The sequence below is a fragment of the Ferruginibacter sp. genome, assembly GCF_049840995.1.
Lineage (GTDB): Bacteria > Bacteroidota > Bacteroidia > Chitinophagales > Chitinophagaceae > Ferruginibacter.
On the sequence record NZ_JASGIP010000003.1, the window covers coordinates 370,031 to 392,345 of the forward strand.

The 22,315-nt window shown below is 39.8% G+C and carries 22 protein-coding genes and 1 tRNA gene; 7 read left to right on the forward strand and 16 right to left on the reverse strand.

Annotation, left to right across the window (positions count from 1 at the left end):
* Positions 1–2: 2 nt before the first annotated feature.
* The 9 genes from QM738_RS03140 to QM738_RS03180 all read right to left on the reverse strand — a co-directional run bounded on the left by QM738_RS03140 (position 3) and on the right by QM738_RS03180 (position 9,226).
* Positions 3–785 carry an FkbM family methyltransferase gene (locus QM738_RS03140; RefSeq protein ID WP_462275229.1) on the reverse strand — a complete coding sequence of 261 codons (783 nt, stop codon included), beginning with the start codon at positions 783–785 and terminating at the stop codon, positions 3–5.
* A 145-nt stretch (positions 786–930) separates the two neighbouring features.
* On the reverse strand, positions 931–2,073 hold the full coding sequence (locus tag QM738_RS03145; protein ID WP_462275230.1) for a glycosyltransferase family 4 protein: 1,143 nt from the start codon (positions 2,071–2,073) through the stop codon (positions 931–933).
* 79 nt (positions 2,074–2,152) lie between these two features.
* Positions 2,153–3,049 (reverse strand): Gfo/Idh/MocA family oxidoreductase, encoded by an 897-nt coding sequence (locus QM738_RS03150; protein ID WP_462275231.1) that lies wholly within the window; start codon positions 3,047–3,049, stop codon positions 2,153–2,155.
* Entirely contained in the window at positions 3,049–3,621 is a 573-nt protein-coding gene (locus QM738_RS03155; protein WP_462275232.1) for an acyltransferase, read from the reverse strand. Before QM738_RS03155 ends, QM738_RS03150 begins: the two co-directional genes overlap by 1 nt.
* Before the next feature lie 3 nt (positions 3,622–3,624).
* Positions 3,625–4,491 carry a glucose-1-phosphate thymidylyltransferase RfbA gene (gene rfbA / locus QM738_RS03160; protein ID WP_462275233.1) on the reverse strand — a complete coding sequence of 289 codons (867 nt, stop codon included), beginning with the start codon at positions 4,489–4,491 and terminating at the stop codon, positions 3,625–3,627.
* A gap of 3 nt (positions 4,492–4,494) precedes the next feature.
* Positions 4,495–5,547 carry a dTDP-glucose 4,6-dehydratase gene (gene rfbB, locus QM738_RS03165; protein WP_462275234.1) on the reverse strand — a complete coding sequence of 351 codons (1,053 nt, stop codon included), beginning with the start codon at positions 5,545–5,547 and terminating at the stop codon, positions 4,495–4,497.
* A gap of 89 nt (positions 5,548–5,636) precedes the next feature.
* Positions 5,637–6,809 carry a glycosyltransferase gene (locus QM738_RS03170; RefSeq protein ID WP_462275235.1) on the reverse strand — a complete coding sequence of 391 codons (1,173 nt, stop codon included), beginning with the start codon at positions 6,807–6,809 and terminating at the stop codon, positions 5,637–5,639.
* A 50-nt stretch (positions 6,810–6,859) separates the two neighbouring features.
* Positions 6,860–7,951, reverse strand: coding sequence for a glycosyltransferase (locus QM738_RS03175; protein WP_462275236.1), 1,092 nt, complete (start codon positions 7,949–7,951; stop codon positions 6,860–6,862).
* Positions 7,952–7,960: 9 nt separating this feature from the next.
* Entirely contained in the window at positions 7,961–9,226 is a 1,266-nt protein-coding gene (locus tag QM738_RS03180) for an oligosaccharide flippase family protein (protein ID WP_462275237.1), read from the reverse strand.
* A 103-nt stretch (positions 9,227–9,329) separates the two neighbouring features.
* Here QM738_RS03180 and QM738_RS03185 point away from each other — a divergent pair, with 103 nt between their 5' ends.
* From QM738_RS03185 to QM738_RS03205, 5 genes are all read left to right on the forward strand, one after another.
* A complete protein-coding gene (locus tag QM738_RS03185) occupies positions 9,330–11,243 on the forward strand; it encodes an ABC-F family ATP-binding cassette domain-containing protein (protein ID WP_462275238.1) in 1,914 nt (637 codons plus the stop codon).
* A gap of 124 nt (positions 11,244–11,367) precedes the next feature.
* Entirely contained in the window at positions 11,368–11,640 is a 273-nt protein-coding gene (locus QM738_RS03190) for a hypothetical protein (RefSeq protein ID WP_462275239.1), read from the forward strand.
* Complete coding sequence (locus tag QM738_RS03195; protein ID WP_462275240.1) at positions 11,604–11,909, forward strand: type II toxin-antitoxin system RelE/ParE family toxin; 306 nt, start codon at positions 11,604–11,606, stop codon at positions 11,907–11,909. The genes QM738_RS03190 and QM738_RS03195 overlap by 37 nt, the downstream gene beginning before the upstream one ends.
* Positions 11,906–13,060: an acyltransferase family protein gene (locus QM738_RS03200; RefSeq protein ID WP_462275241.1), complete on the forward strand. Its 1,155-nt coding sequence runs from the start codon at positions 11,906–11,908 to the stop codon at positions 13,058–13,060. The genes QM738_RS03195 and QM738_RS03200 overlap by 4 nt, the downstream gene beginning before the upstream one ends.
* A gap of 30 nt (positions 13,061–13,090) precedes the next feature.
* Positions 13,091–13,762 (forward strand): DUF6304 family protein, encoded by a 672-nt coding sequence (locus QM738_RS03205; protein ID WP_462275242.1) that lies wholly within the window; start codon positions 13,091–13,093, stop codon positions 13,760–13,762.
* A 130-nt stretch (positions 13,763–13,892) separates the two neighbouring features.
* On the opposite strand, the gene QM738_RS03210 is transcribed toward QM738_RS03205, so the two are convergent.
* Positions 13,893–16,304 (reverse strand): outer membrane beta-barrel protein, encoded by a 2,412-nt coding sequence (locus QM738_RS03210; RefSeq protein ID WP_462275243.1) that lies wholly within the window; start codon positions 16,302–16,304, stop codon positions 13,893–13,895.
* Positions 16,305–16,520: 216 nt separating this feature from the next.
* On the opposite strand from QM738_RS03210, the gene QM738_RS03215 reads away from it, so the two are divergent.
* Complete coding sequence (locus tag QM738_RS03215) at positions 16,521–17,561, forward strand: sensor histidine kinase (protein WP_462275244.1); 1,041 nt, start codon at positions 16,521–16,523, stop codon at positions 17,559–17,561.
* A complete protein-coding gene (locus QM738_RS03220; protein ID WP_462275245.1) occupies positions 17,551–18,276 on the forward strand; it encodes a LytR/AlgR family response regulator transcription factor in 726 nt (241 codons plus the stop codon). The genes QM738_RS03215 and QM738_RS03220 overlap by 11 nt, the downstream gene beginning before the upstream one ends.
* Positions 18,277–18,284: 8 nt before the next feature.
* Here QM738_RS03220 and QM738_RS03225 read toward each other — a convergent pair whose 3' ends face one another.
* The 6 genes from QM738_RS03225 to QM738_RS03250 all read right to left on the reverse strand — a co-directional run bounded on the left by QM738_RS03225 (position 18,285) and on the right by QM738_RS03250 (position 22,270).
* Positions 18,285–18,815 (reverse strand): hypothetical protein, encoded by a 531-nt coding sequence (locus QM738_RS03225; RefSeq protein WP_462275246.1) that lies wholly within the window; start codon positions 18,813–18,815, stop codon positions 18,285–18,287.
* 137 nt (positions 18,816–18,952) lie between these two features.
* The gene (gene galK, locus QM738_RS03230; protein WP_462275247.1) at positions 18,953–20,110 is read right to left on the reverse strand and encodes a galactokinase; all 1,158 of its coding nucleotides are present in this window, start codon (positions 20,108–20,110) and stop codon (positions 18,953–18,955) included.
* 7 nt (positions 20,111–20,117) lie between these two features.
* Positions 20,118–21,071: an aldose epimerase family protein gene (locus tag QM738_RS03235; protein WP_462275248.1), complete on the reverse strand. Its 954-nt coding sequence runs from the start codon at positions 21,069–21,071 to the stop codon at positions 20,118–20,120.
* A 134-nt stretch (positions 21,072–21,205) separates the two neighbouring features.
* A tRNA-Arg gene (locus tag QM738_RS03240) sits at positions 21,206–21,277 on the reverse strand.
* Positions 21,278–21,370: 93 nt separating this feature from the next.
* Positions 21,371–21,964, reverse strand: coding sequence for a MarC family protein (locus QM738_RS03245; protein ID WP_462275249.1), 594 nt, complete (start codon positions 21,962–21,964; stop codon positions 21,371–21,373).
* A gap of 93 nt (positions 21,965–22,057) precedes the next feature.
* The gene (locus QM738_RS03250) at positions 22,058–22,270 is read right to left on the reverse strand and encodes a cysteine-rich CWC family protein (protein WP_462275250.1); all 213 of its coding nucleotides are present in this window, start codon (positions 22,268–22,270) and stop codon (positions 22,058–22,060) included.
* Between the last annotated feature and the right edge of the window lie 45 nt (positions 22,271–22,315).

Below are 22,315 nucleotides of genomic sequence, written 5' to 3' on the forward strand. Positions count from 1 at the left end.
AATTATTTACCTTGTTGTGGTTGAACATTGTAGCCTGTACGGGCACTAAACCCTTCCACAGATCTTATTGCAAGTAAATTCTGGCATACATCTGCTCTAAAGCTTTCATCTACCTCAGTTAGGCTGACGCCATCGTTGAACTTAAATATTCCAAAGCCTTTTTCTTTAAGAATGGTAAATATATCTGTAAAACTGTAGTTATAATACTCGAAGCTTTTTTGCCAAACTTCAAAATACACTGTATTGGTTTTGTCTAAACTTTTACCCGCGCCTTCCAAAACAAATTTTTCAAACCCTTCTACATCTATTTTAAGTAATGCTATTTCATTGATATTATATTCCACCAGTAAATTATCAAGAGTAGTTGCAGGCACTTCCATACCCTCACTATTGGTCGTTATCTTATTTTGATCATCACTCGAAACATCAGAAAAGTTTACATATCCATCTTTATTACCTAGCGCTTTATTTATCGTTACAACATTTTTAATGTTATTTAAAGCAATATTCTCTTTAAGAAATCCATAGGTTATTGGGTGCGCTTCAATGCTTATCACCCTGCCCTTGCTACAAATCAAAGAGGCTGGAATAGTTATTGTACCGATATTGGCTCCCGCATCTATAACTATATCATCGATATTCAAAAAATCTTTCAGAAATTTACCCTCTTCTTCCCTATCCCTAGGGTCCATAAAAAGATTAAGACACATCGCAGATTTTGAAAAAGCGATTTTGTATCCATCGAATTTAAATTTTTTATACTTGTTAAGCCCAGTAATCATCATAAAATTAGCAGAGCAGAAATAAAAACGGATGTTTTTGGTTAAACACTGTTTTAAAATATACAGGTAATTTACTAATCCGGAATTTTCTCATTTTTTTTTGTTGTGTAAAATAATAACGTTGTTTATTCTTGTAGCAATAATTAAATTATCCTCTGGTAGCATTGTTGCTATATATACTCCTCATATTTTCTGCCATAGTTTGCATCATAAAATTGTTCTCAAAAAGGGCCTTACCATTTAAAGCTATTTGCTCTGCCTCTGCTTTATTGTTCATGTAAAAACATATATTATTAACCCAGTCTTTTTTATTATAGGGATATATTAAAATTGCATTTTTTTCATGCGTAATTATTTCTCTGATACTTGGCAAATCGGATGCCAGTAATAGTTTCCCTGCACACAAAGTTTCTAAAACAGTAAGGCTAAAAGCTTCGCTTTCGCTAGGCAATATTACCATATCCACTGCAGATAGCAATAATTTAACTGATGATAGAGAGCCTGTAAGTTTAACATTATCTTCGACTCCTTTTTCTTTTATATAATTCCCAATTTGCTCTCTCAGTTCTCCATCACCAGCAATAAAAAGTGATATCCTGGGATTTGTTATAATAATTTCCTTTATCACGTCTATAGCCAACAGGTGCCCTTTACGGGGCTTTAATCTTGCCAAAAAAAGAATTTTATAATTACTGTCCAGCTTAATTTTTTCGATGCATTCCATTTCATCTATTAGCGCTTCATCATTTGTTAGTTTTACACCATTATAAACCCGGATCAATTTATACTTTAAAATGGGATGTTCTTTTGCCGCCTGGGCTTTACTGAATTCTGAAACACAGATTACTTTCTTGCAAAGCAAAAAAGCCACATGATCCATAATCCTTTTTTTATAATTATGATAAAAGCTATGATGCCTATGATATAATACTTTCGCTTTTGACCCTGTTAATAAATTAGCTATAGAACCATAGAATGCCGGTATTGTTTCCTGTGCATGTATTATATCCGGCGCAATTTTTTTTATGGTTTTACATATAACAGGAAGACACCTGTTATATGTTGCGTTTTTTTTTAGCGAATAGAAATCTTTAATGTAGGGTTTTAAGTGAAGTTCAACCTCCGGAGAAAACTGGAGGTTAAAAATATAAAATTCAAAATTTCCATGCTCTGCAAATTCCTGGAAATATGCTTCGTAAAATCTACTTGGTATACTTTGTTCGATAAAGAAAAGAACTTTTATCCTTTCGGTCGTCGAATTGCTCCCATTTGTGTTATCAGATTTGTTCATTAACTTCTTTGCTATTCGATCTAATTATTACAGTAAAATAAATTTAAACCTCATACAATACCTTTCCCTACCGATGTTATTACTTTGCATTTCTGATGTTGTGCACCAACTCAATCGCCGCCCTTGTTTCCTGTATCCTGAAGCCCTTTCCTCCAATGATCTCCTCATAACTCTTTGTATGCAATTCCGTAAACCCCTCACTGAACTCAAACTCATCCCCATCTATACTCAACGTTCTATAAGTGCGTTTGCCGGTAGCTTTCACTGCTTCGGGTAAAGTATTGGCATCTATGCTCAGCATCCAGCTGATATTGGCCTTTTCCAGCACTAAATTTCCTTTGGCAGTATCTGCTGTATGCAGGGTTACATGATTTTCCTTTACCGGCCCAAATATCCACATTAACATGTCAAAGAAATGCACCCCAATATTAGTGGCTATCCCCCCGCTTTTTTGCAGGTCTCCCTTCCAGCTGGCATGGTACCAGTTGCCGCGGGAAGTGATGTATTGCAGGTTGATCGCATATCTTTTATTGGCCGGTGCTGCCGCTACTTTTTCTTTTAATGCAATGATGGCCGGGTGCAGCCTTAATTGCAAAATGGTATAGATATTTTTACCCGTCTCTTTTTCTATTTCCAGCAGGGCGTCAATATTCCAGGGATTCAATACCACCGGTTTTTCACATATAACGTCGGCGCCTATACGCAACCCAAAACGGATATGTGCGTCGTGCAGGTAATTAGGGCTGCATACGCTCACATAATCTATTGCGGTGCCCTGGCGTTTTAATTTTTCCAGGTGCCGGTCAAAACGCTCAAATTCGGTAAAGAAATTGGCAGCAGGAAAATAGCTGTCCAGTATACCAACAGAATCATGTTTGTCCAGCGCCGATAATAAATTATTACCGGTATCTTTTATGGCTTTCATATGACGGGGTGCTATATAACCACCGGCGCCTATCAGGGCAAAATTTTTCATTATTTTACTCGTTTTACGGTATTATTTTCCAATAAATATTCCTGCCGGCTTTCTTCGCACACGGCAATATTATTTTCGTTGAACTTTAATTTATGCCCGTATTCACTCATCCACCCGGTTTGCCTGCCGGGATTGCCCACTATTAAAGCGTATGCAGGAACATTTTTGGTTACTACCGTACCAGCGCCAATAAAAGCATAACTGCCAATGGTATTACCACAAACTATTGTTGCGTTTGCCCCAATAGACGCTCCTTTTTGAATTAAAGTTGTTTTGAACTCATTTTTTCTGCTCACAGCACTCCTGGGATTGATCACATTGGTTAAAACCATGCTGGGACCCAGGAACACATCATCTTCACAAATCACCCCTTCGTAGATACTTACATTGTTCTGAACCCTTACATTATTGCCCAGTACCACTTTGGGAGACACCACGACATTCTGACCCAGGTTGCAGTTATTGCCGATCACTGCACCAGTCATTACATGAGAAAAATGCCAGATCTTGGTACCATCTCCAATGGTACAATTATCGTCTATTATAGCTGATGGATGAGCGAAGTATGACATGCGTTAGTATTGTTGTGCTATTTTTTTAAGGTATTCGCCGTAGCCGCTCTTTTTTAATCCTTCGGCCAGCTGCAGCAATTGTTCTTTGCTAATATACTTCATGCGGTAAGCAATTTCCTCGGGGCAGCCTATTTTAAAGCCCTGCCTTTTTTCTATCACCCTTACGTATTCACTGGCATCATTCAGCGATTCAAATGTGCCGGTATCCAGCCAGGCAAAGCCCCTGTCCAGCACCGCCACTTTTAGTTTTTTACGTTGCAGGTAGGTATCATTCACGGTGGTTATTTCATATTCCCCCCTGGCACTGGGCTGAATGGTTTTAGCGATCTCCACCACCTCGTTATTATAAAAATACAGGCCGGGTACTGCGTAATGGCTTTTCGGTTTTTCAGGTTTTTCTTCTATGCTTACTGCTTTAAAATTAGCATCAAACTCAACCACTCCATAACGTTCCGGGTCGCTTACCGGGTAAGCAAAAATAACCGCGTCGCTGGTATTGCTGCTTTCCTGTAATACTTTGCTGAAACCGCTACCATAAAATATATTATCCCCCAATACAAGCGCCACACTGTCTTTCCCTATAAATTCTTCTCCTATCACAAATGCCTGGGCAAGGCCATTAGGCACTTCCTGTTTTGCATATTGTATTGCGCATCCCCACTGGCTGCCATCGCCCAGTAATCTTTTAAACTGTGCCTGGTCTTCCGGGGTGGTGATCACCAATATTTCTTTTATACCTGCAAGCATTAAAGTACTGAGCGGGTAATAGATCATCGGCTTATCATAAATAGGCATCAATTGCTTACTGATACCCATGGTAATTGGATATAATCTTGTACCGGAGCCCCCCGCAAGGATAATTCCCTTCATGCCTTATCTTTTATGATATTGTTGTTCGTAATAATTTTGATAATTACCACTTGTTACGTCGTTCAACCACTCTTTGTTATTCAAATACCAGTCAATTGTTTCACTGATGCCTTCTTCAAATTGTAATGATGGCACCCAGCCCAATTCATTCTTTAATTTAGAAGCGTCGATGGCATACCGCATATCATGCCCTGCCCTGTCCTTTACATAAGTGATCAGTTTTTCCGAACTGCCTTTTTCCCTGCCCAGTTTTTCATCCATCTGGCGGCAGAGTTCTTTTACCAGCGCAATATTTGTCCATTCATTATGTCCGCCTATATTGTAGGTTTCGCCCACTTTTCCCTGATGAAAAATAACATCAATAGCACGGGTATGGTCTTTTACAAAAAGCCAGTCACGCACATTTTCCCCTTTGCCGTAAATAGGCAATGGTTTATTGTGGACGATATTATGAATGCAAAGTGGTATCAGTTTTTCGGGAAAATGATAAGGCCCGTAATTATTGCTGCAGTTGCTGATCTTTACGGGCAGCTTATATGTATGGTAAAATGCCCTTACAATATGATCGGAGGATGCTTTGGAGGCTGAATAAGGGCTCCGGGGATCATACGCAGTTTCTTCTGTAAAAAAGCCTGTTTCTCCCAGTGAGCCATATACCTCATCGGTAGAAATATGGTAGAATATTTTTCCTTCCAGGTTGCCGGACCAGTATTCTTTAGCCGCCTGCAGCAGCGAAGCGGTGCCCAATACATTCGTATGAATAAAGGCCAGGGGGTCGGTAATAGACCTGTCTACATGGCTTTCGGCAGCACAATGCAATACTGCTGTAAAATTATGTTCACTAAAAAGACTGCGTAATAGATCCAGGTTAGTAATATCACCTTTTACAAAACTGTAATTCGGTTGATCCTCTATATCCTTCAGGTTCTCCAGGTTGCCGGCGTAGGTAAGTTTATCCAGGTTTACGATCTTGTATTGCGGGTATTTAGTAACAAACAAGCGTGTTAAATGCGATCCTATAAATCCTGCTCCTCCTGTAAGTAAAATCGTATGCATTTATTTTATATATTTTCGGGGCAAAAATAGCTATTATTAGCCAAAGGGTTGCAGCCCGGCGGGCAGATTTTAAAAGCCTGTTTATACTCCTATAATGCGGTAAAAGCTGCGTGGAAATACTCTTTTATTTCGTTCACGTCAAATTGCTCAGCCCTGGACTTGGCTTTTTCCTCAAATCTTTTGCGAAGGGCGGTATCCTCGTACATTTTTTTCATGGCACCGGCCAATGCCGTTACATCGTTTACCGGGGTTAATATGCCATATTCTCCAATTTCGTAGCTGTTGATGGCTTTATAGTGCAGGTCGGTGGCCGGGGCCAGTAATTCCCGGGGGCCGCTGCTGCAGTCGGTGGAAATGACCGCTTTGCCACAAGCCAGTGCTTCTATCAATACATTGGGAAAACCCTCCACATCGGAGCTTAATACAAAGCAATCAGCCCGGCTTACATACTTGAATGGATTATTTTCCCAACCGCAAAAGATCACTTTATCTTTTATGCCGAAATCTGCCGCCTTTTGCTTCAATTCTTCTTCCATTATGCCGCCACCCACTACTAATAATTTGCAAGGCAGGTTCTTTAAAATAAAAAAAGCCTGCAGCAACAACAAATGATTTTTTTCTTTTCTAAAGCCCCCTACGTTGATAAAATAAAAACTATTCCTGTCGAAAGTATAGGCCGGTTCCTCATCGGTATGGGTGCGGATAAAACCGAGATCGATGGGATTATAAATGACCTTTACAGGGGTTTTTATTTTAAAATTCTCTACCAGGTCGGTTTGCATGGCATAGGAGTTGGCCAGCACCAGGTCGGCCCTTTTATACGAGAACATTACCATGAACTTGGAGAACATCCTGTAAATGGCAGAATGGCTTTGCTGCATGGTGGTTTGATGGGTTCTTTCGCACATGATCACTTTGCCTTTATAACCCCAGAGACTTTTCATCAGCGCATTTACATAACAGGGCCGGTATAAAAATGCCACCGATATTTTAATACCATTCTTTTTACAGTAACTGTATATTTTATAAGATTGATATGGCATTTTTAAAAACCTTAGCAGCTTATTTTGTTTCAGCGGTTGTTTAAGATCGAGCATTTTTACATCGGCAGGTATGGCATAATCAACAATGTTGGTATATAGTGCCAGGTGAATTTCAAAATCGCCTCTTAAATGCTCCAGTAAAAGTGAGACCACTCTTTCTGCGCCGCCCGATTGCAAAGTGTTTATAAATATTAAAAGTTTTGGCCTTATTCCGTTCATTTGTTTTCATTTATTCGGCTAAAGAGGAATAGCAAATATGCGTTATTTTTTCAACTTACTGAAGAATGTTTGATGAGCTGCACGAACAATTGTTCGGTGGTTGGTATTATTTTAGCGACTGAGAACCTGTTATTTATATCAGCTGCAATGGATGGTCTGTTATAATCTTGTTGTGTTGCTTTTTCAATTGCTGCAGCAAATGCTTTTACATCTCCATCTTTTACAAGGTGTCCATTAGCCCCGTCGGTTATTATTTCATTTATACCTCCCGGCACATCAAATGCTATTGCAGGTATGCCCAATGCAGCTGCTTCCAGCAATGCGTTGGGAAAGCCCTCATAATGTGATCCCATCAAAAACAATACTGCATCTTCCATGCCATCAAAAGGGGTTGTTTTTTGGCCCATGAAAACCACTTTTTTTTGCAGCTGCAGTTCATTAACCAGTTGCTGTAATTGCTGGTGTTGCGGTCCTTCGCCGATTATATACCAGGTAAAATCAATTGTAAGGAGCGCTATTGCTTTTATCAGCCTGTCAATGCCTTTTTCGGAAGAAAGCCTTGCTACTGTTATGAATTTTCCGGGCTTTGCTGCAACTACTTTACCGGTTGGTTCCTGCACGGGGTTATGGAGAACGATCGTCTTTTGTAACGGTACGTTATAATTTTTTACCAGGTCCTGCTGCATGTACTGCGACTGGCAGATGATGCGATCGAAGCGGTTGTAATATTTTTTTATGAGGCCATTGTAAAATGCAGGGGATTTTGAATGCTGTGTATTGATGCTTACCACGCTGGATTCTCTCGCGACCATGATGGTATTTTTAAACAGCATTTTTTTAAATAAGGCCAGGTAAATGTTCAGGTGATTGGCGGTTGAATATATAATATCAGGTTGCTGTTCTTTTACCAGCTTTCTTATTTTAAAAAAGGAATGCCGCACCTGCTTTACCTGCAGGTCAATTACAGTAATATTTTTATGGATATTGTAAAAGGGTGTTTCATTGTTCAATACTGCCAATAGTATTTCAAATTTTTGCGTATCGATATTATTGCACAATATGGATACATATCTTTCCGATCCGCCGCATTGCAGTGTGGGAGTAAGTATTAATAGTTTTATTTTTCTGCTGGTTTCAGTCACTGCAATAATTTAAATTGATCGTAATTTTTTGTACACCGAATACCCATTTAAACCAGCTATCAATGCAGTTATCAAGCCGGTATTTACAGCCATCCCTTCCCCTCCAGAATAATAGCCCAGCAGTGTGGCGCATAGTAAATTCACAATAACAGTGATCACAATGTTTTTGATGGATTGTTTTTCCTGCCCCTGCAATATCATTTGCTGGAAAAAGAAAGATACAAAGGGGGTGAACAATAAAGCAAAACTGGTGATCTTTAAAAGCGTTACTGCATAAGTGCTGTCTTCGGCTTTATTTTTTCCTGCCAGCAATTCAATAATGAATGATGCGCCGAAGAATTGTATTACTGCCGCAATAAAAAATCCTGCGCCCAACAATAATAAAAGGCTGTTCAACCGTTTTTTATACTCCGTAACAGACTCGAGGTATAATTTAGAGAGGTAAGGGAAAAAAGTATTGTTTACTACATTAGTAACCATGCTGGCTGCCTGGAATATCTTTTGCGCAATGGAATAACAACCCACCACGAATGGATTGGCAAATAATTGCAGGATAAATATATTGATGGTGGAATACAGCGGCACCAGTATGATGCTGATAAAAACATAGCCGCTTTCTTTGAACATTTCAAGCATAAAAGCTTTACCAGGTATCCTGAAACTGATCTTTATTTTACGCAACAACAATAACAAACCTGTAAAACCGGCCAGTACATTGCCTGTTGCCAATGCAAAGAATGCTTTATCAATATCGCCGGGTTGTTTTACCCATGCAATAATGAGTATGAATGAGAGCAACCGCGATATAAATGTTACCAGGGTGCAATTCTTCATTTGTTGTATGCCCTGAAAGAACCAATCGGGGAACAACAGGTTGCCTGCCAGGTAAACAGCGGATGCCAACACAATCAAAATATTGTGCTGCAGGTAGGGAATGAATAAGGAACAGATGAGTATTGCTGCAAGGCTTGCAGCAAACAGCATTATCTTGATGCCATACACCGATTCGATGATGTTTTTTTGTAAAGCGGTATCATTTCCTGCTTTGGCAATACGATGGGTGGCCGTTAATCCAAAACCAAAGGTTATCAGCAGGTCGAAGTATTGTATGCCCGTTTGTATCAATGTATAAACACCAAAACCGCTGATGCCCAGCACCCGAAGCAGATAAGGCAGAATGAGCAAGGGAAACAGGATGGTGATGCCTTGCTGAAAACTCAATGACATAAAGTTTACTACCAGCCTGTTCTTATTTTCAGCTATTGTGTTGATCATTGATGGCTGCAGGTAACCATCGGCGGGCCTGCAACACAAAAATAACCAATCGCTTTATAAAGCCATCACCTGTTTACAGTAAACCATAGTACCTTTGCGGCCTATGCATTATGCTTCAATAGAAAATATCAGCAGGTCGTTTGGTATCCGTACGCTTTTTAAGAATATCAGCTTTCATGTGGAAGAAGGTGATAAGATCGCTTTTGTGGCCCGCAACGGCAGTGGTAAATCCACCCTTTTAAAGATCATAGCAGGGCTTGATACGCCTGATTCGGGTACGGTGTGGGTGCACAAGGATATAAAAGTGATCATGCTGCAGCAGGATACCCCTTTTGATGAAAATAAAAGCATTTGGGATAATGTGCTGCGTATGGACAACCCCGTTGTAAAAGTGGTAAAGGAATACGAGCTATGCCTGGAAGAAACCCCTGATGATATTGATAAACTGACCCACCTGATGGCGCTGGTGGATGAAAATAATGCCTGGAATTTTGAAAGTGAACTGAAGCAGATATTGGGCAAGTTGAACCTGCACCATTTGAATGAACCGGTAAAAAACCTGAGCGGCGGCCAGCGTAAAAGAGTGGCATTGGCACAGGCGCTGATAGAAATGCAGCTGCACGAAGGCAAATGCCTGCTGATACTGGATGAACCTACGAACCACCTGGATGTAAGCATGATAGAATGGCTGGAAGATTACTTGGGCGCTCAAAAAGTAACTTTATTGCTGGTAACGCACGACCGGTATTTTTTAGACGCTGTTTGCAACGAGATACTGGAAATGGACGAGGAGAAGATATTTACTTACAAAGGCGATTACGATTATTTTTTAGAACAAAAAAGCCTGCGACAGGAAGTACAGGCCAGCGAGCTGCAGAAAGACAAAAATATTTACCGCAAGGAACTGGAATGGATGCGCAAGCAACCCAAAGCCCGTACCACTAAAAGCAAGAGCCGCCAGGATGCTTTTGCCGAAGTGGAAGATAGGGTAAGCCAGAAAAAAGAAACTGCTGAAGTGAGCCTGCAGGTTAAAATGACCAGGCTGGGTGGCAAGATACTGGAGATGAAAAAGATCTATAAAAGCTATGGCGATAAGGTTTTGATAAAAGGTTTTGATTATACTTTTAAAAGAGGCGAGCGTGTAGGTATTGTAGGTAAGAATGGGGTAGGTAAATCCACTTTTTTAAAGATCGCTTTGCAGCAGGAATTACCCGACAGTGGTAAGATCAATCATGGTGATACCGTGGTATTTGGCAACTTTGACCAGGAAGGTTTAAAATACAAAGAAGATAAACGGGCCATTGAATATGTGAAGAACCTGGCAGAATTTTTTCCACTGGCTGATGGCAGCAAGATATCTGCATCACAGTTTATGGAGAAATTTGGTTTTACTGCCGAGCAGCAATACACGCCGTTGAGTAAATTAAGTGGTGGTGAAAAGAGAAGATTACATTTATTGAGCGTGCTTTTCGTGAATCCTAACTTTTTAATACTGGATGAACCTACCAACGATCTTGACCTGCAGACATTAAGAACACTGGAAGAATTTTTACTGGAATATCCCGGTTGCATTTTAATAGTAAGCCACGACCGTTATTTTATGGATCGAATGGTGGATCATTTATTTGCATTTGAAGGGGATGGTGTGATAAAAGATTTTCCGGGTAATTATACGCAGTACCGAGAGGCGGTTGCCAATGAAAAGTTTACAGGTTACGAAGTTAAGGCTGTTACGAGTAACGAGTTGAAGAACGTTAGTGAAGAGGAAAAGAGCAAGAGTATTCAGCAACCCGTAACCCGTAACGTAAAACTCTCGTTCAAAGAGAAGCATGAGTTTGAGACCATTGAAAAAGAATTACCGGCGCTGCAAAACGAAAAAGCACAGCTGGAAGAAAAAATGAACAGTGGCAGTCTTGGGTTTGAAGAACTGCAGAAGGCGGCTGCAAGAATTGGAGAGATAGTTTCTTTGCTGGATGAAAAGGAAATGCGGTGGCTGGAATTGAGTGAGCGGATGTGAAGCGTGAGTGGTGAGTGGTGAATAGTGAGTTTTATAAATAAACTGTTTTGTTGATACAATAGCCGGGGATAACCCGGCTTCTTTGTTTACAAAGCTTTTTAGTAAATTTGATAAAATGCTTTGTATGGGCAAAGAAGAATTAAAAAAAGAGTTGCACAAACTGATCGATAATATGGAAGATGAAGCACTGTTGAATATGGTTAAGGAAGATATTGTGGCTTATCAAACCAAGACTAAAGCTGATTTTGATGACCTTTCTGATCTGTCACCAGAAGACAGGGCTGAGCTGGAAGAACTTGCCGCAGAAGATTTTGATAAAGACACTATTACTGAAAAAGAGTTTTCACAACATATTCAAAAATGGCGGAAGAGATTATCTACAAAAAGAGATTCCTGAATAAGTTGGAAAAGCTGCTTGTTTATTTGGAAAAGGAATGGAACAATACTGTGGCAAACGAATACCTGGATAAGCTGGAAGAAAAAATAGGACTCATTAAGTCGCGCCCGACAGCTGGTAAGATTACCGCTATAAAGAACACACGGAGTATTTTAGTCTCTAAACATAACAGGATATATTACCGGCTTAATGGAAATAAGATTGCTGTAATTAATATGATCGATACCAGGAAAAATCCTAAAAAGAATCCATTTAATAAAAACACATGAACCAGCGCTTTTATTCACTCGATGTTTTTCGCGGTGCCACTGTGGCGCTGATGATATTGGTAAATAACCCCGGCAGCTGGAGTCACATTTTTCCGCCGCTGGATCATGCTGCGTGGCATGGCTGTACGCCTACCGACCTGGTATTCCCTTTCTTTTTATTTGCGGTGGGTAATGCCATGGCTTTTGTAATGCCCAAGCTGGAAGCAGCGGGAGAAGCGGCTTTCTGGAAAAAAGTGATCACGCGAACTGCACTTATTTTTTTGATAGGATTATTTTTAAACTGGTTCCCTTTTATTCGATACAATGATGCAGGTAATATAACCGGCAAACCATTTGAGAACCTGCGCATCTTTGGCGTGTTACAACGTATTGCACTCAGTTATTTTTTTGCTTCCGTTATTGTGCATTATTTTAAGGTAAGGGGATCTTTTGTTGCCAGTGCATTCATCTTGCTATTCTATTGGTTCCTGTGCGTGGCGGCTCATCCCGCCGATCCTTTCAGCATTAATGGTTGGTTTGGTACCAATATCGACAAGGCTGTTCTTGGTGAGAATCATATGTATCATGGTGAAGGCATTGCTTTTGATCCCGAAGGTTTGATGAACACATTTGCCGCCATAGTACAGGTAGTGCTGGGCTATTTAGTGGGCAATTATATTATCCAAAAGGGAAAAACACCCGAGATGCTGAATGGTCTGTTTGTGGCGGGTTGTGTATTAATAGGCGCCGGTTTTTTCTGGGATATGATTTTCCCTATCAATAAAAAAATATGGACCAGCAGTTATACCATTTACACAACAGGGCTTGCATTATTAATACTATCTGTTTTTATCTACCTGATAGAATTTAAAAATAAAAAAGGTGTATGGAGCCGCTTCTTCGATGTATTTGGTAAAAACGCCTTATTCATTTTTGCAATGAGCGCTATATTACCCAAAGGCCTGGCATTGATCAGGATACCCGGTGCTATGGGTGTTAATGGCAAACAAAATTACCTCACTCCTTTCGGCTGGTTTTACGAACATGCCTGTAAACCTATCTTTCCTTCTCAACCCAATATAGGTTCGTTGATCTATGCTTTATGCTTTATTGCCATGATGTGGTTTTTAGCATGGTTGCTGGATAGAAAGAAGATATATATCCGAGTATAAACTCTTTACTCGAATCATTTTTGATGTTTCATGCTGCTTTTATTTATGGTAGTTTATCCTGTAATTTATATTGACGATTCTGGAAAAGAAGATGCTTCATTTATAAGTGATGGCACATCTTTAACTATTCGACTGCGGCGCTTTACATTTACTGGCGGAAGTTTTGAATCGTTATCATTAAAGCCCCCCGAAGAAATCAATAGTGGCGGATTTTCTCTTGATGAATACAATTGTCTTACTAACTGTGTTTTCCAGGTGAATATTCCTATTAAACTCACCTGTAATTCAGATATCTTAACGGCAATTTTAAACATTGAAATTGTACTCGAAAATACCCAACATCCCAAGACAAGGTTTTTTTCATTGACAGTTGGCAATGAAATATTTGACCTTCAAAAAGGGGGTGAGAGTGAAATGTGGTTCGAAACTCAAATGATACAATTACAAAGATTATTACCTCAATACATGAAGATCCACACCTGTATTTTCTGCTCTTATTCTAATTATTGGGTTGCCGGAAATGATAGTTTCGGTACTTTGACCTGCTACAAAGATATCAAAAATGAAATTGTAACGATAAAAGATAAAAGCAGTTATATGGCTGTTGCAGAAAATAATGGAACAGCAACACAGGAAACATTTTGGTGTTCTGAATTTACAGAAATAGGTAAAGATCAATGGCAATATAAGGATCAGATTTAGATTGCTTTTTGGGAAAAGGCCATTTCCTAACGTTGGCACAAAATGAAATACAGTTAAACCACGTTCTCACATTTTCACCGTGGCCGGTGCAGACACCGGCCACCGGAAAACTGTGTTTGCTGTAATAAAATTATTCCACCCTCGTCTTTTCCGCATCAGCAGCATTATCAGTATGCTTTCTTTTACGTGCAAAGATCTCTTTGCCAAAACTGTAAGAGAATGCGATGCCGATCCTGCGGGTATCATTTTCACTATGCCGGTAAAATGATGATTGTTTAAGGGCGAGGCTGTTGTCTTCTGTTATCCATGAATGAAAGATATCTTCGACATTCAATTTTAATGACCCTTTATTCTTTAAGATCTTTTTTTGCACAGCAGCCCAAACCCTATACCGTGCACTGGTAATACTTTGTCCGCCAATATCTCTTGCAGTATAATAAGCCGATAATTCTGCCGACCAGCTCTTATTAATTGTAAACTGGTTTGAAAAATTCAACCGGGCCGATTCCGTTTTCGGATGAAATGGTTCGGTGCCTATCATGCCATTTGCCTCCAGGTGCGCCACCTGTATATTATTATTCATCCGCCACCATTTATAAGGGCTTACATTTAAATTAATACCCAATACCACCATATATCCTCTTCCGGCATTATTGCTTTTGGTTACATATATATTATTGATCACTTCGGTGGTTTGAAAGATGAGATCATTAACGCTGTTGTAGGCCAGTGCTATATTTAACAACTGTCCATGCTGGTAAGCAATTCTTAACTGGCTGTTGTATTGTGGTTTTAATAAGGGATTGCCGGTACTGTAAGAATAATTATCCTTGTATACTATAAAAGGATTGAATTGCTGGTAGTTTGGCCGATTTACCCTTTGCCCGAAATTAAGCGTGAGTGTATTTTTTCCCGTACTATCTAATTTATAACTGGCAAATACTGTTGGAAACACATCGGTGAAATGCTGCGTGAAATAAGTTTCTGTAACGGCAGCATTGCCTAACTGGTGTCCTTTAAGATGTGTATTTTCCATGCGCATGCCCAATTGCAGGCCTAACCGTTTCCAGTTCTTCCTGGTGTTGACATACGCCGAGTTTATATTTTCATCAAAAATAAAATGATTGGATCTGTAGTACACCTGCGAATAAGCAGCATCAAAATATTTCGAATCATTGTCGTTGGTTACCAAAGAAGATTTTATACCGAGTTCGAGATTCATTTTATTTTTGAATGATTGTGTATAATCGGCTTTGATATTAAAAATGTCGATCGTACTCTCCTGGTCATATTGAAAGTTATTGCTGTTGGGATTATTGAAATATTGATTGCCCGGAGAATGATACGTAAGGTAATTTACATCACCTGATAACTCCTTGCCTTTATCATTGAATTTGTGTGTAAAATTAAGATTACTGCTGAACCGGTTCCATTTAAAGCTGTTATTGCTGCTGCCTGCACTACTGGAATCCAACACAAAAACATCGTTATAAGAATTGCTTTTAAAATCAAAATTGCTTTTCCTGGGTTGCGATTGAACACCTAACAAAAAGCCGATCGTTGTCTTTTTTGTGATGGCGTAATCCAGGCCGATCCGTTCAGCAAATCCGCTGGTCTTATTCACCATTTTATTTTCTAATAAAACCTGTGATGTAAGTTCTCCATTACCGGAGTAGAATTTTCTATCATAAAAATCATTACCATATTGGCCATTGTAGTTGTATGTAACCCCACCATACCAATTTATTTTTTTATGATTATAATTTAAGTTGAATGCCTGGTAAATACCCGGTTTAACTCCCTGGCTGTAAGAAGAAGCAATGCTACCTGTTATACCCGGGTTCCTGTTTCGCTTTAATTTTATATTAATGATAGCTCCACCGGCGGCATCATATTTTGCAGGAGGATTTTCCATCAACTCCAGTTTATCCAGTATACCCCCGGGTAACGACCGGAGATAAATAGCCAGGTCCTGGCCGCTCATGTAGGTGGGCCGGCCGTCTATTAATACCAGTACACCACTCTTCCCTTTCAGACTGATGTTGCCATTGTTATCCACTGTTACGCCCGGCGTTTTTTCCAGTACTTCCAGGGTATTGTTTGCAGCTGCACTGATCATCGCATCTACGTTTACAATAGTCCTGTCTATATCCTGTTCCAGCAAAGGGCGTTTTGCAACCACTACCACTTCTTTTAAAGGAGTGCCCATGGCAGGCTGTAAAATGATCACCGGTAAACTGGTCTCATTGTGTTTTTCATCTACTGTAATATGCACACTCTTGTAAGCTTTATACGCATTACCAGATATGACCAAAAAATAAATATCGCTGGACAAATTCTTAAACTGGAATCTGCCGTTATCATTCACAACTGTTGTTTTAATCAAAACGGAATCTGTTGATCTCATCAGCTTTACCGTTGCCCCAGCTGCAAATTCGTTTTGAGTATTCTTAATTATTCCGGAAATGATTTTAGGTTTGTTTTGCGCCAATAGCTGCGCAGTAATGAACATACATAATAAAAAGGCTGATAATTTTTGCATGGCTTTTAATTTCATGCAAATATTGGCGTGAGAATGCTGCAGGTAAAATTTTAAGGACGAACAACCCTTATTGCCGGACAGAAAAAGCATTTGGGCATTCGGATATATTGGTCACCCATAAAACACATTCTGTCAGTCTGCGATAGGGTTTCAACAGCTTTATTTTACTTAAATTACATAACCCCTCAATTTTGTTTAAATTTTGCAGGAATTCGTATGAAGGATTTAGAAACTTTTTTAGGGAAAAACATCTTAAAGCATTTAACCCCATTTGCTATAGTTATGGGTGCGGCCATTCCCGTTTTTTTGGTAGCGCTGGAAATTGCCGGCAACTTTAATAAACAGGGTGATGCGCAAACGGCGCTTGTTATAGCCCTGTGTTTTGTTGCCGGTCTTTATACAGGCAGGTATATTTCACTGCTATGGATCAACAGCCGATCTACTTTACAGAACTGGTTACTGCTCTTTATCCCGATGATCTGTATTGTGGCGGGCCTTTTCGTTATTTTTTTTATCCGGATGCTTTATAAGCACTTTGAAGCCTCTTACCTGTTATTACTTTTTACCTTCTTTTTTTTAATGAATGTTGCCATCGGTATGTTTGCAAAACTGATCAGGGAACGCATCAGGTCGAGAATTGAGAATGCAGAGATCAAGGCTGTGAACAGCGAAACGGAGCTGCAATTGCTGCAATCGCAATTAAGCCCGCATTTTTTATTTAATACACTCAATAATTTATACGGGCTTTCCATTGCCGAACACCAGAAACTGCCGGCGCTTTTATTAAAACTATCAGAATTGCTGCGGTATGCTGTTTACGATGCCAAAGAAACTTATGTACCATTACAGGATGAACTGGCTTACTTAAAAAATTACATGGATTTTGAAAAGATAAGGATTGGTGAAAGACTGGAATTAACAACAGACTTCGACATTGCCCCGGGCACAAATATTAAAATTGCCCCCATGCTGCTGATTGTATTTGTTGAAAATGCTTTTAAACATTCCAAGAACAGCCAGGAGCAAAAGATACATATCGATATTACGCTGAAGATATGGGGTAATTCCATTTTATTCTCCTGCATCAATTCCTACAATATGCACAGTAAAGAATTTTTTGAAACTTCGCATGCCAGCGGTTTGGGTTTGACCAATGTAAAAAAGAGGCTGGAGTTACTGTACCCGAATGAGCATGATTTGAAAATAGAGGAAAATAAAAATATCTTTACGGTAATGCTCAGGATAAATGCAAAGTAAACCCGGCCATACCATTAACTGTCTAATTGTAGATGACGAGCCTATTGCAAGACAGATCATTGAAACCTACTGCAATCACTTATCAATGCTGCATGTATTGGGTAGTTGTGCCAACGCATTGGAAGCAAAGGCGATCTTACAATCCAGCCAGGTAGATATTCTTTTCCTGGATGTAAATATGCCGGTGCTGGATGGTGTCGCTTTTTTAAAAACATTAAAAAATCCACCACAGGTAATATTTACTACAGCTTATAAAGAATATGCAACAGACGCTTTTGACCTTTCTGCCTGCGATTATTTATTGAAACCCTTTTCGCTGGAGCGCTTCATTATTGCCGTAGATAAAGCACTGGAAAAACTACAGGTGAACAACGGCGTAGCACCCGCCAATGCTGATCTGATCAATGACAGCTATGTTTTTATAAAAGCAGACGGCAAGATCTACAAAGTTTTTTTTACCGATATTTTATTTGCCGAAGCGAATGGTAACTATACAAAAATAGTTACCGCTCAAAGCCAGTTGCTTACCAGCATGACATTTACTGCTGTGGAAGAATTACTGCCCAGGTCTCTTTTTTTCCGCATTCACCGTTCTTTTATCATTAACAAATCCAGCATTTCTTACATTGAAGGAAACGTGGTTTTAATCGGTAAAAAAGAGATCCCTATTGGCAGTAATTATAAAAATGATTTTTTGAATGAAATAGGAATATGATATAGTTATCACATCTTCACCGTTACCTTATAATTATTTGCATCAACAGCTTCCAGCCACAATACAGCCCTTTTCCCATTTTCCAGCAGGATAAGAAAACAGTGATATTTAACGCCAGCATCCAGGTCATCGGTAATAGATCCGTAATGTGCAAATGAAGTATTGGTAATATAACCGGCCATTCTCTGCAGGTCCTGCGCAGTATTGCATTTTTCAAACTGGTCTTTGTCGAAACCGAGCCCGCTGATACCTACTGCGGTGCCTCTTAATTCAGTTGGTATCTTATCGTCTTTACCACTCAGGTTATACCATTCCATTACCTGCCTGTTATTGCTGTTGGTGATCACCAGCGCCAGGTCAGTAGCGGCTTTATTGCTCTTTGCCTCTTCGGGTGTATATACTTTTTTATGGGAGATACTTAAGTAGCTGTTAGCGCCATCTTTAGGTTGTAATGTTGCTGTAAAACTCTCCAGCTTTTGTGCAGTTGCGCACAATGTGATAAATGAGAATAAAAAGACTGTAAAAATTGTTTTTAACATGACCGGGAAATTTATTTGATGTATGATTTTGTTGCGGCAGCAAAACTATCATACAGCTTATTTTTACCGGCTGTCTATTTATTGTGCGGTTTTTTTTATGTAGTATCCGGCTTTAGAGCACCATGCCATAGTATTTATTATTCTACGATCCTGTACACACCATCACTGATCGCCATTACATAGGCTTCCAGCTCAATACTGAATTGCTTTTTATAATCCACGGTTGTTTCGGCAATAAATTTTTCTATCGCTTCTTCTTTTATAATATTAATGGTGCAACCGCCAAACCCACCGCCCATCTGCCTGGCGCCCAATACATTTTTATCGGCGGCAGCCAGCGTCACTAAAAAATCCGATTCGGGGCAACTTACATCATACAACTTGCTTAACCCCCAATGCCCTGCATACATCAACTGGCCAAAACCTGCCAGGTCGTTTTGCTGCAGCAGTTCAGCAGCTTTTTGAGTACGGGCAATTTCTTCCACCACAAATTTGCAGCAGTTGAAAACCTCGGTACTCATTTTATCTTTATGCAGTTCCACATCTGCTGCACTTTTTATATCGCGGAATGAAGTTACTCCCAGCTCTTGCTTCAGTACCACCATACCTTCTTCACAACGTTTTCTCCTGATATTGTATTCGCCGCTGGCCAATGTGTGATGTACTTTGGTATTGAGCAAGACAATTTTATACCCATCCAGCTTTAACGGAAAATACTCGTGTGTAATGTTTTTGCAATCCAGCAGTATCACACAATCTTTTTTTCCATTGATACTGGCATACATATCCATGATACCACAATTAACGCCGGGATAATTATGTTCGGCACGCTGGCAAAGCAACGCCAGTTCCACCCTGTTCATCCCACAGTTAAAAATTTCGTTTATGGCATAAGCCAGTCCGCCTTCCACTGCAGCAGAAGAACTCATGCCGGAGCCACGGGGAATATCACCGCCAAAAACACAATCAAATCCCGTAACGGGTTTTTGCAATAATAAAAATTCATTTACTACACTCAGCACATAGTTTCTCCAGTTGTCCAGTTTTTTTACACCAGTAATATCTATAGAAAGCGCTTCATTAAGATCGGCTGCAAAAAAATTGAGTGTGTTGGTCCCGTTTGCAGCAACAGCATAGTACACCCCTTTATCAATGGAAGCCGGCATTACATAGCCATCGTTATAATCAATATGTTCGCCGATTAAATTAATACGGCCCGGCGAATAATACAGGTTGGGTACTGTTGCAAACTTCTGCAGGAAGATATCCGAAATTTCTTTTGCGATCTGGTTCATGCAATTGCTATAATGAAGTGATGATATAAGTGGTTGTAAAATGAGCTGCGGCGCCTGCTTCCAACACCTGCAACCCGATATGATTATTGAAAGCGTCGGGTATGGCGCTGAGATTTTCGATGGCAATACTGTTGCGATGCGGCGGCGTGTATACCTGCAGGTAAGGATAAGATGCGCCAGGGTGAATTTCCACCTGCAGTTTTTTTGCGGGGTCTCTCAATACACACAGCGGCTGACATTCTGCAAAATTGAGTGTAAAGCAATTGTCAAATTCAGCATCGCCTATTTTTTTAAGTGCCCCGAATTCCTGGTAAGGGAACATTTTACCCGTGGGTATCAATGCATCATTAAATTCTACTTTCTCTTTACTCTGAAATTCGAGTTGCAACTCGTTGATACTGCCGCCAAATCCAAAATAAGGATGCCATCCATCCTGTACGGGTATCAGTCCACCGCTATTGTTAGTGATCGTAGTACTTACAGATAAGCGGTTGCCGGTTTTCAATTCAAACACTACGGTACAGGTAAATTTAAATGGATAACCTTTGTCAGTACCCTTATATCGATGTTCCACAATAAGTTTTGCACTTTCTTCATTGGCTGTTGTTTCTGTTACGGTAAATACTGCATCGTATAACAAGCCATGCAGCGCACTGCCATTTAAAATAAATTTTTCGATGGTATATTGCTGCCCGCCAAAATTATAGCTGGCATTATTGATACGACAGGCGAAGGGCGTTAATTTACTGCTGCGGAAGCCTTTGCTTTCCACATTCTGCTTAAAATCTTCTTTGTCGGTATAGCTGTCAATTACATTCAGCAGACTGCCGTTGTGCTGCACGGCAAATACATGCAGCAATGCACCGCAGGAAGGAACAATTTCCACCACCGTACCGGTGTTTTCATCCCGCAATACCACTTTTTCAAAATCGACACCATTAACTGTGTTAATAACAAACATACCTGTTTTTTAAGTGCGTGAAAATAGTTTAAAAAGATAAATAAACCGCAGGGGAGATCGAATTAGTTTATTAGTTAATTGGTTAATTAGTACGTGGAGCTATTTAACCAATTTAGCATTTTATAACTGTAGTGTGGCCTTGCCAGGAATCGAACCTGGATCTGGAGCTTCGGAAACTCTTATACTATCCATTGTACTACAAGGCCAGCTTTGTTTATTGGTTTACTGGTTAATTAGTATCGTCTTTTCAACTTAATATTTACTAGTACACCAATAAACAAATAAACGAGTTAACTATTTTATTTGCCAAATTTTACAATATTCGTTCCGAATATTTTTACTGCAATGGCGAGCAATATTACACCAAAAAATTTTCTTATTACCGCCATGCCATTGGGACCCAAGAACTTTTCTATCCACTTTAACGATTTCAGTACTATATAGATTATTATACAGTTGATCAATATTGCGAGCAGGATATTGATATTGTAATAATCCGCTTTTAAACTCATTACGGTTGTTAATGTTCCGCTGCCGGCAATTAACGGAAATGCAATGGGTACCACGCTGCCGCTTTTTACATTGTTATTATCCGGTTTAAAGAACTCCATACCCAGCACCATTTCCAGTCCCAGTATAAATATTACGATGCTGCCCGCTACCGCAAAACTGGGTACATCCACACCCAGTATGCCTAAAAACTCGGTGCCTACAAATAAGAACAATACCATCAGGCCGCCGCTTACCAATGTTGCCTGGGTGGATTTGATATGCCCGCCCATTTTTGCCCGCAGTGATGCCAGTACGGGCACTGAGCCCACCACATCTATCACTGCAAATAAAGTAAATGTAACAGTCAGCAGTTGCTTAATATTGAACACGCCCCATTCCATAAACCAGATTTTTGCAAAGATAAAGTTTGCGGGGAGTGTTTTAAAATATTTATCAGGAGATTAAAGCTGCTGCAAAGCAGCGCGGGAGGGAGGTCAGGAGAAATATTTTTCCCTGAACAATATGTATTTATTCTTCAATTCGAGCAGGCAATTATTGCAAAGGCAATCGTTATACCTTTCCTGCACAAAATTCATTTCCTGCACCGTTAATTTTACCGTACTGCAATGGCAGTTACCTATATCCCCCACTTTGCACTCGAAGCTGTTATTGCAGCGGGGGCATTTTTTTTCTTCGTGCTTATACATGGTGAATGATATAAAAAAGGCCTCCTGGTTAGCAGGAGGCCGTTA

What these genes read in the sequence shown, in the direction of transcription:
- QM738_RS03185 (WP_462275238.1), top strand. Translation starts at nt 9,330, where the DNA reads ATGCATTATGCTTCAATAGAAAATATCAGCAGGTCGTTTGGTATCCGT.
- QM738_RS03140 (WP_462275229.1), bottom strand. Translation starts at nt 785, where the DNA reads ATGATGATTACTGGGCTTAACAAGTATAAAAAATTTAAATTCGATGGA.
- QM738_RS03250 (WP_462275250.1), bottom strand. Translation starts at nt 22,270, where the DNA reads ATGTATAAGCACGAAGAAAAAAAATGCCCCCGCTGCAATAACAGCTTC.
- QM738_RS03205 (WP_462275242.1), top strand. Translation starts at nt 13,091, where the DNA reads ATGCTGCTTTTATTTATGGTAGTTTATCCTGTAATTTATATTGACGAT.
- QM738_RS03195 (WP_462275240.1), top strand. Translation starts at nt 11,604, where the DNA reads ATGGCGGAAGAGATTATCTACAAAAAGAGATTCCTGAATAAGTTGGAA.
- QM738_RS03210 (WP_462275243.1), bottom strand. Translation starts at nt 16,304, where the DNA reads ATGCAAAAATTATCAGCCTTTTTATTATGTATGTTCATTACTGCGCAG.
- QM738_RS03180 (WP_462275237.1), bottom strand. Translation starts at nt 9,226, where the DNA reads ATGATCAACACAATAGCTGAAAATAAGAACAGGCTGGTAGTAAACTTT.
- rfbB (WP_462275234.1), bottom strand. Translation starts at nt 5,547, where the DNA reads ATGCATACGATTTTACTTACAGGAGGAGCAGGATTTATAGGATCGCAT.
- QM738_RS03145 (WP_462275230.1), bottom strand. Translation starts at nt 2,073, where the DNA reads ATGAACAAATCTGATAACACAAATGGGAGCAATTCGACGACCGAAAGG.
- galK (WP_462275247.1), bottom strand. Translation starts at nt 20,110, where the DNA reads ATGAACCAGATCGCAAAAGAAATTTCGGATATCTTCCTGCAGAAGTTT.
- rfbA (WP_462275233.1), bottom strand. Translation starts at nt 4,491, where the DNA reads ATGAAGGGAATTATCCTTGCGGGGGGCTCCGGTACAAGATTATATCCA.
- QM738_RS03215 (WP_462275244.1), top strand. Translation starts at nt 16,521, where the DNA reads ATGAAGGATTTAGAAACTTTTTTAGGGAAAAACATCTTAAAGCATTTA.
- QM738_RS03235 (WP_462275248.1), bottom strand. Translation starts at nt 21,071, where the DNA reads ATGTTTGTTATTAACACAGTTAATGGTGTCGATTTTGAAAAAGTGGTA.
- QM738_RS03155 (WP_462275232.1), bottom strand. Translation starts at nt 3,621, where the DNA reads ATGTCATACTTCGCTCATCCATCAGCTATAATAGACGATAATTGTACC.
- QM738_RS03190 (WP_462275239.1), top strand. Translation starts at nt 11,368, where the DNA reads ATGGGCAAAGAAGAATTAAAAAAAGAGTTGCACAAACTGATCGATAAT.
- QM738_RS03200 (WP_462275241.1), top strand. Translation starts at nt 11,906, where the DNA reads ATGAACCAGCGCTTTTATTCACTCGATGTTTTTCGCGGTGCCACTGTG.
- QM738_RS03220 (WP_462275245.1), top strand. Translation starts at nt 17,551, where the DNA reads ATGCAAAGTAAACCCGGCCATACCATTAACTGTCTAATTGTAGATGAC.
- QM738_RS03225 (WP_462275246.1), bottom strand. Translation starts at nt 18,815, where the DNA reads ATGTTAAAAACAATTTTTACAGTCTTTTTATTCTCATTTATCACATTG.
- QM738_RS03150 (WP_462275231.1), bottom strand. Translation starts at nt 3,049, where the DNA reads ATGAAAAATTTTGCCCTGATAGGCGCCGGTGGTTATATAGCACCCCGT.
- QM738_RS03170 (WP_462275235.1), bottom strand. Translation starts at nt 6,809, where the DNA reads ATGAACGGAATAAGGCCAAAACTTTTAATATTTATAAACACTTTGCAA.
- QM738_RS03245 (WP_462275249.1), bottom strand. Translation starts at nt 21,964, where the DNA reads ATGGAATGGGGCGTGTTCAATATTAAGCAACTGCTGACTGTTACATTT.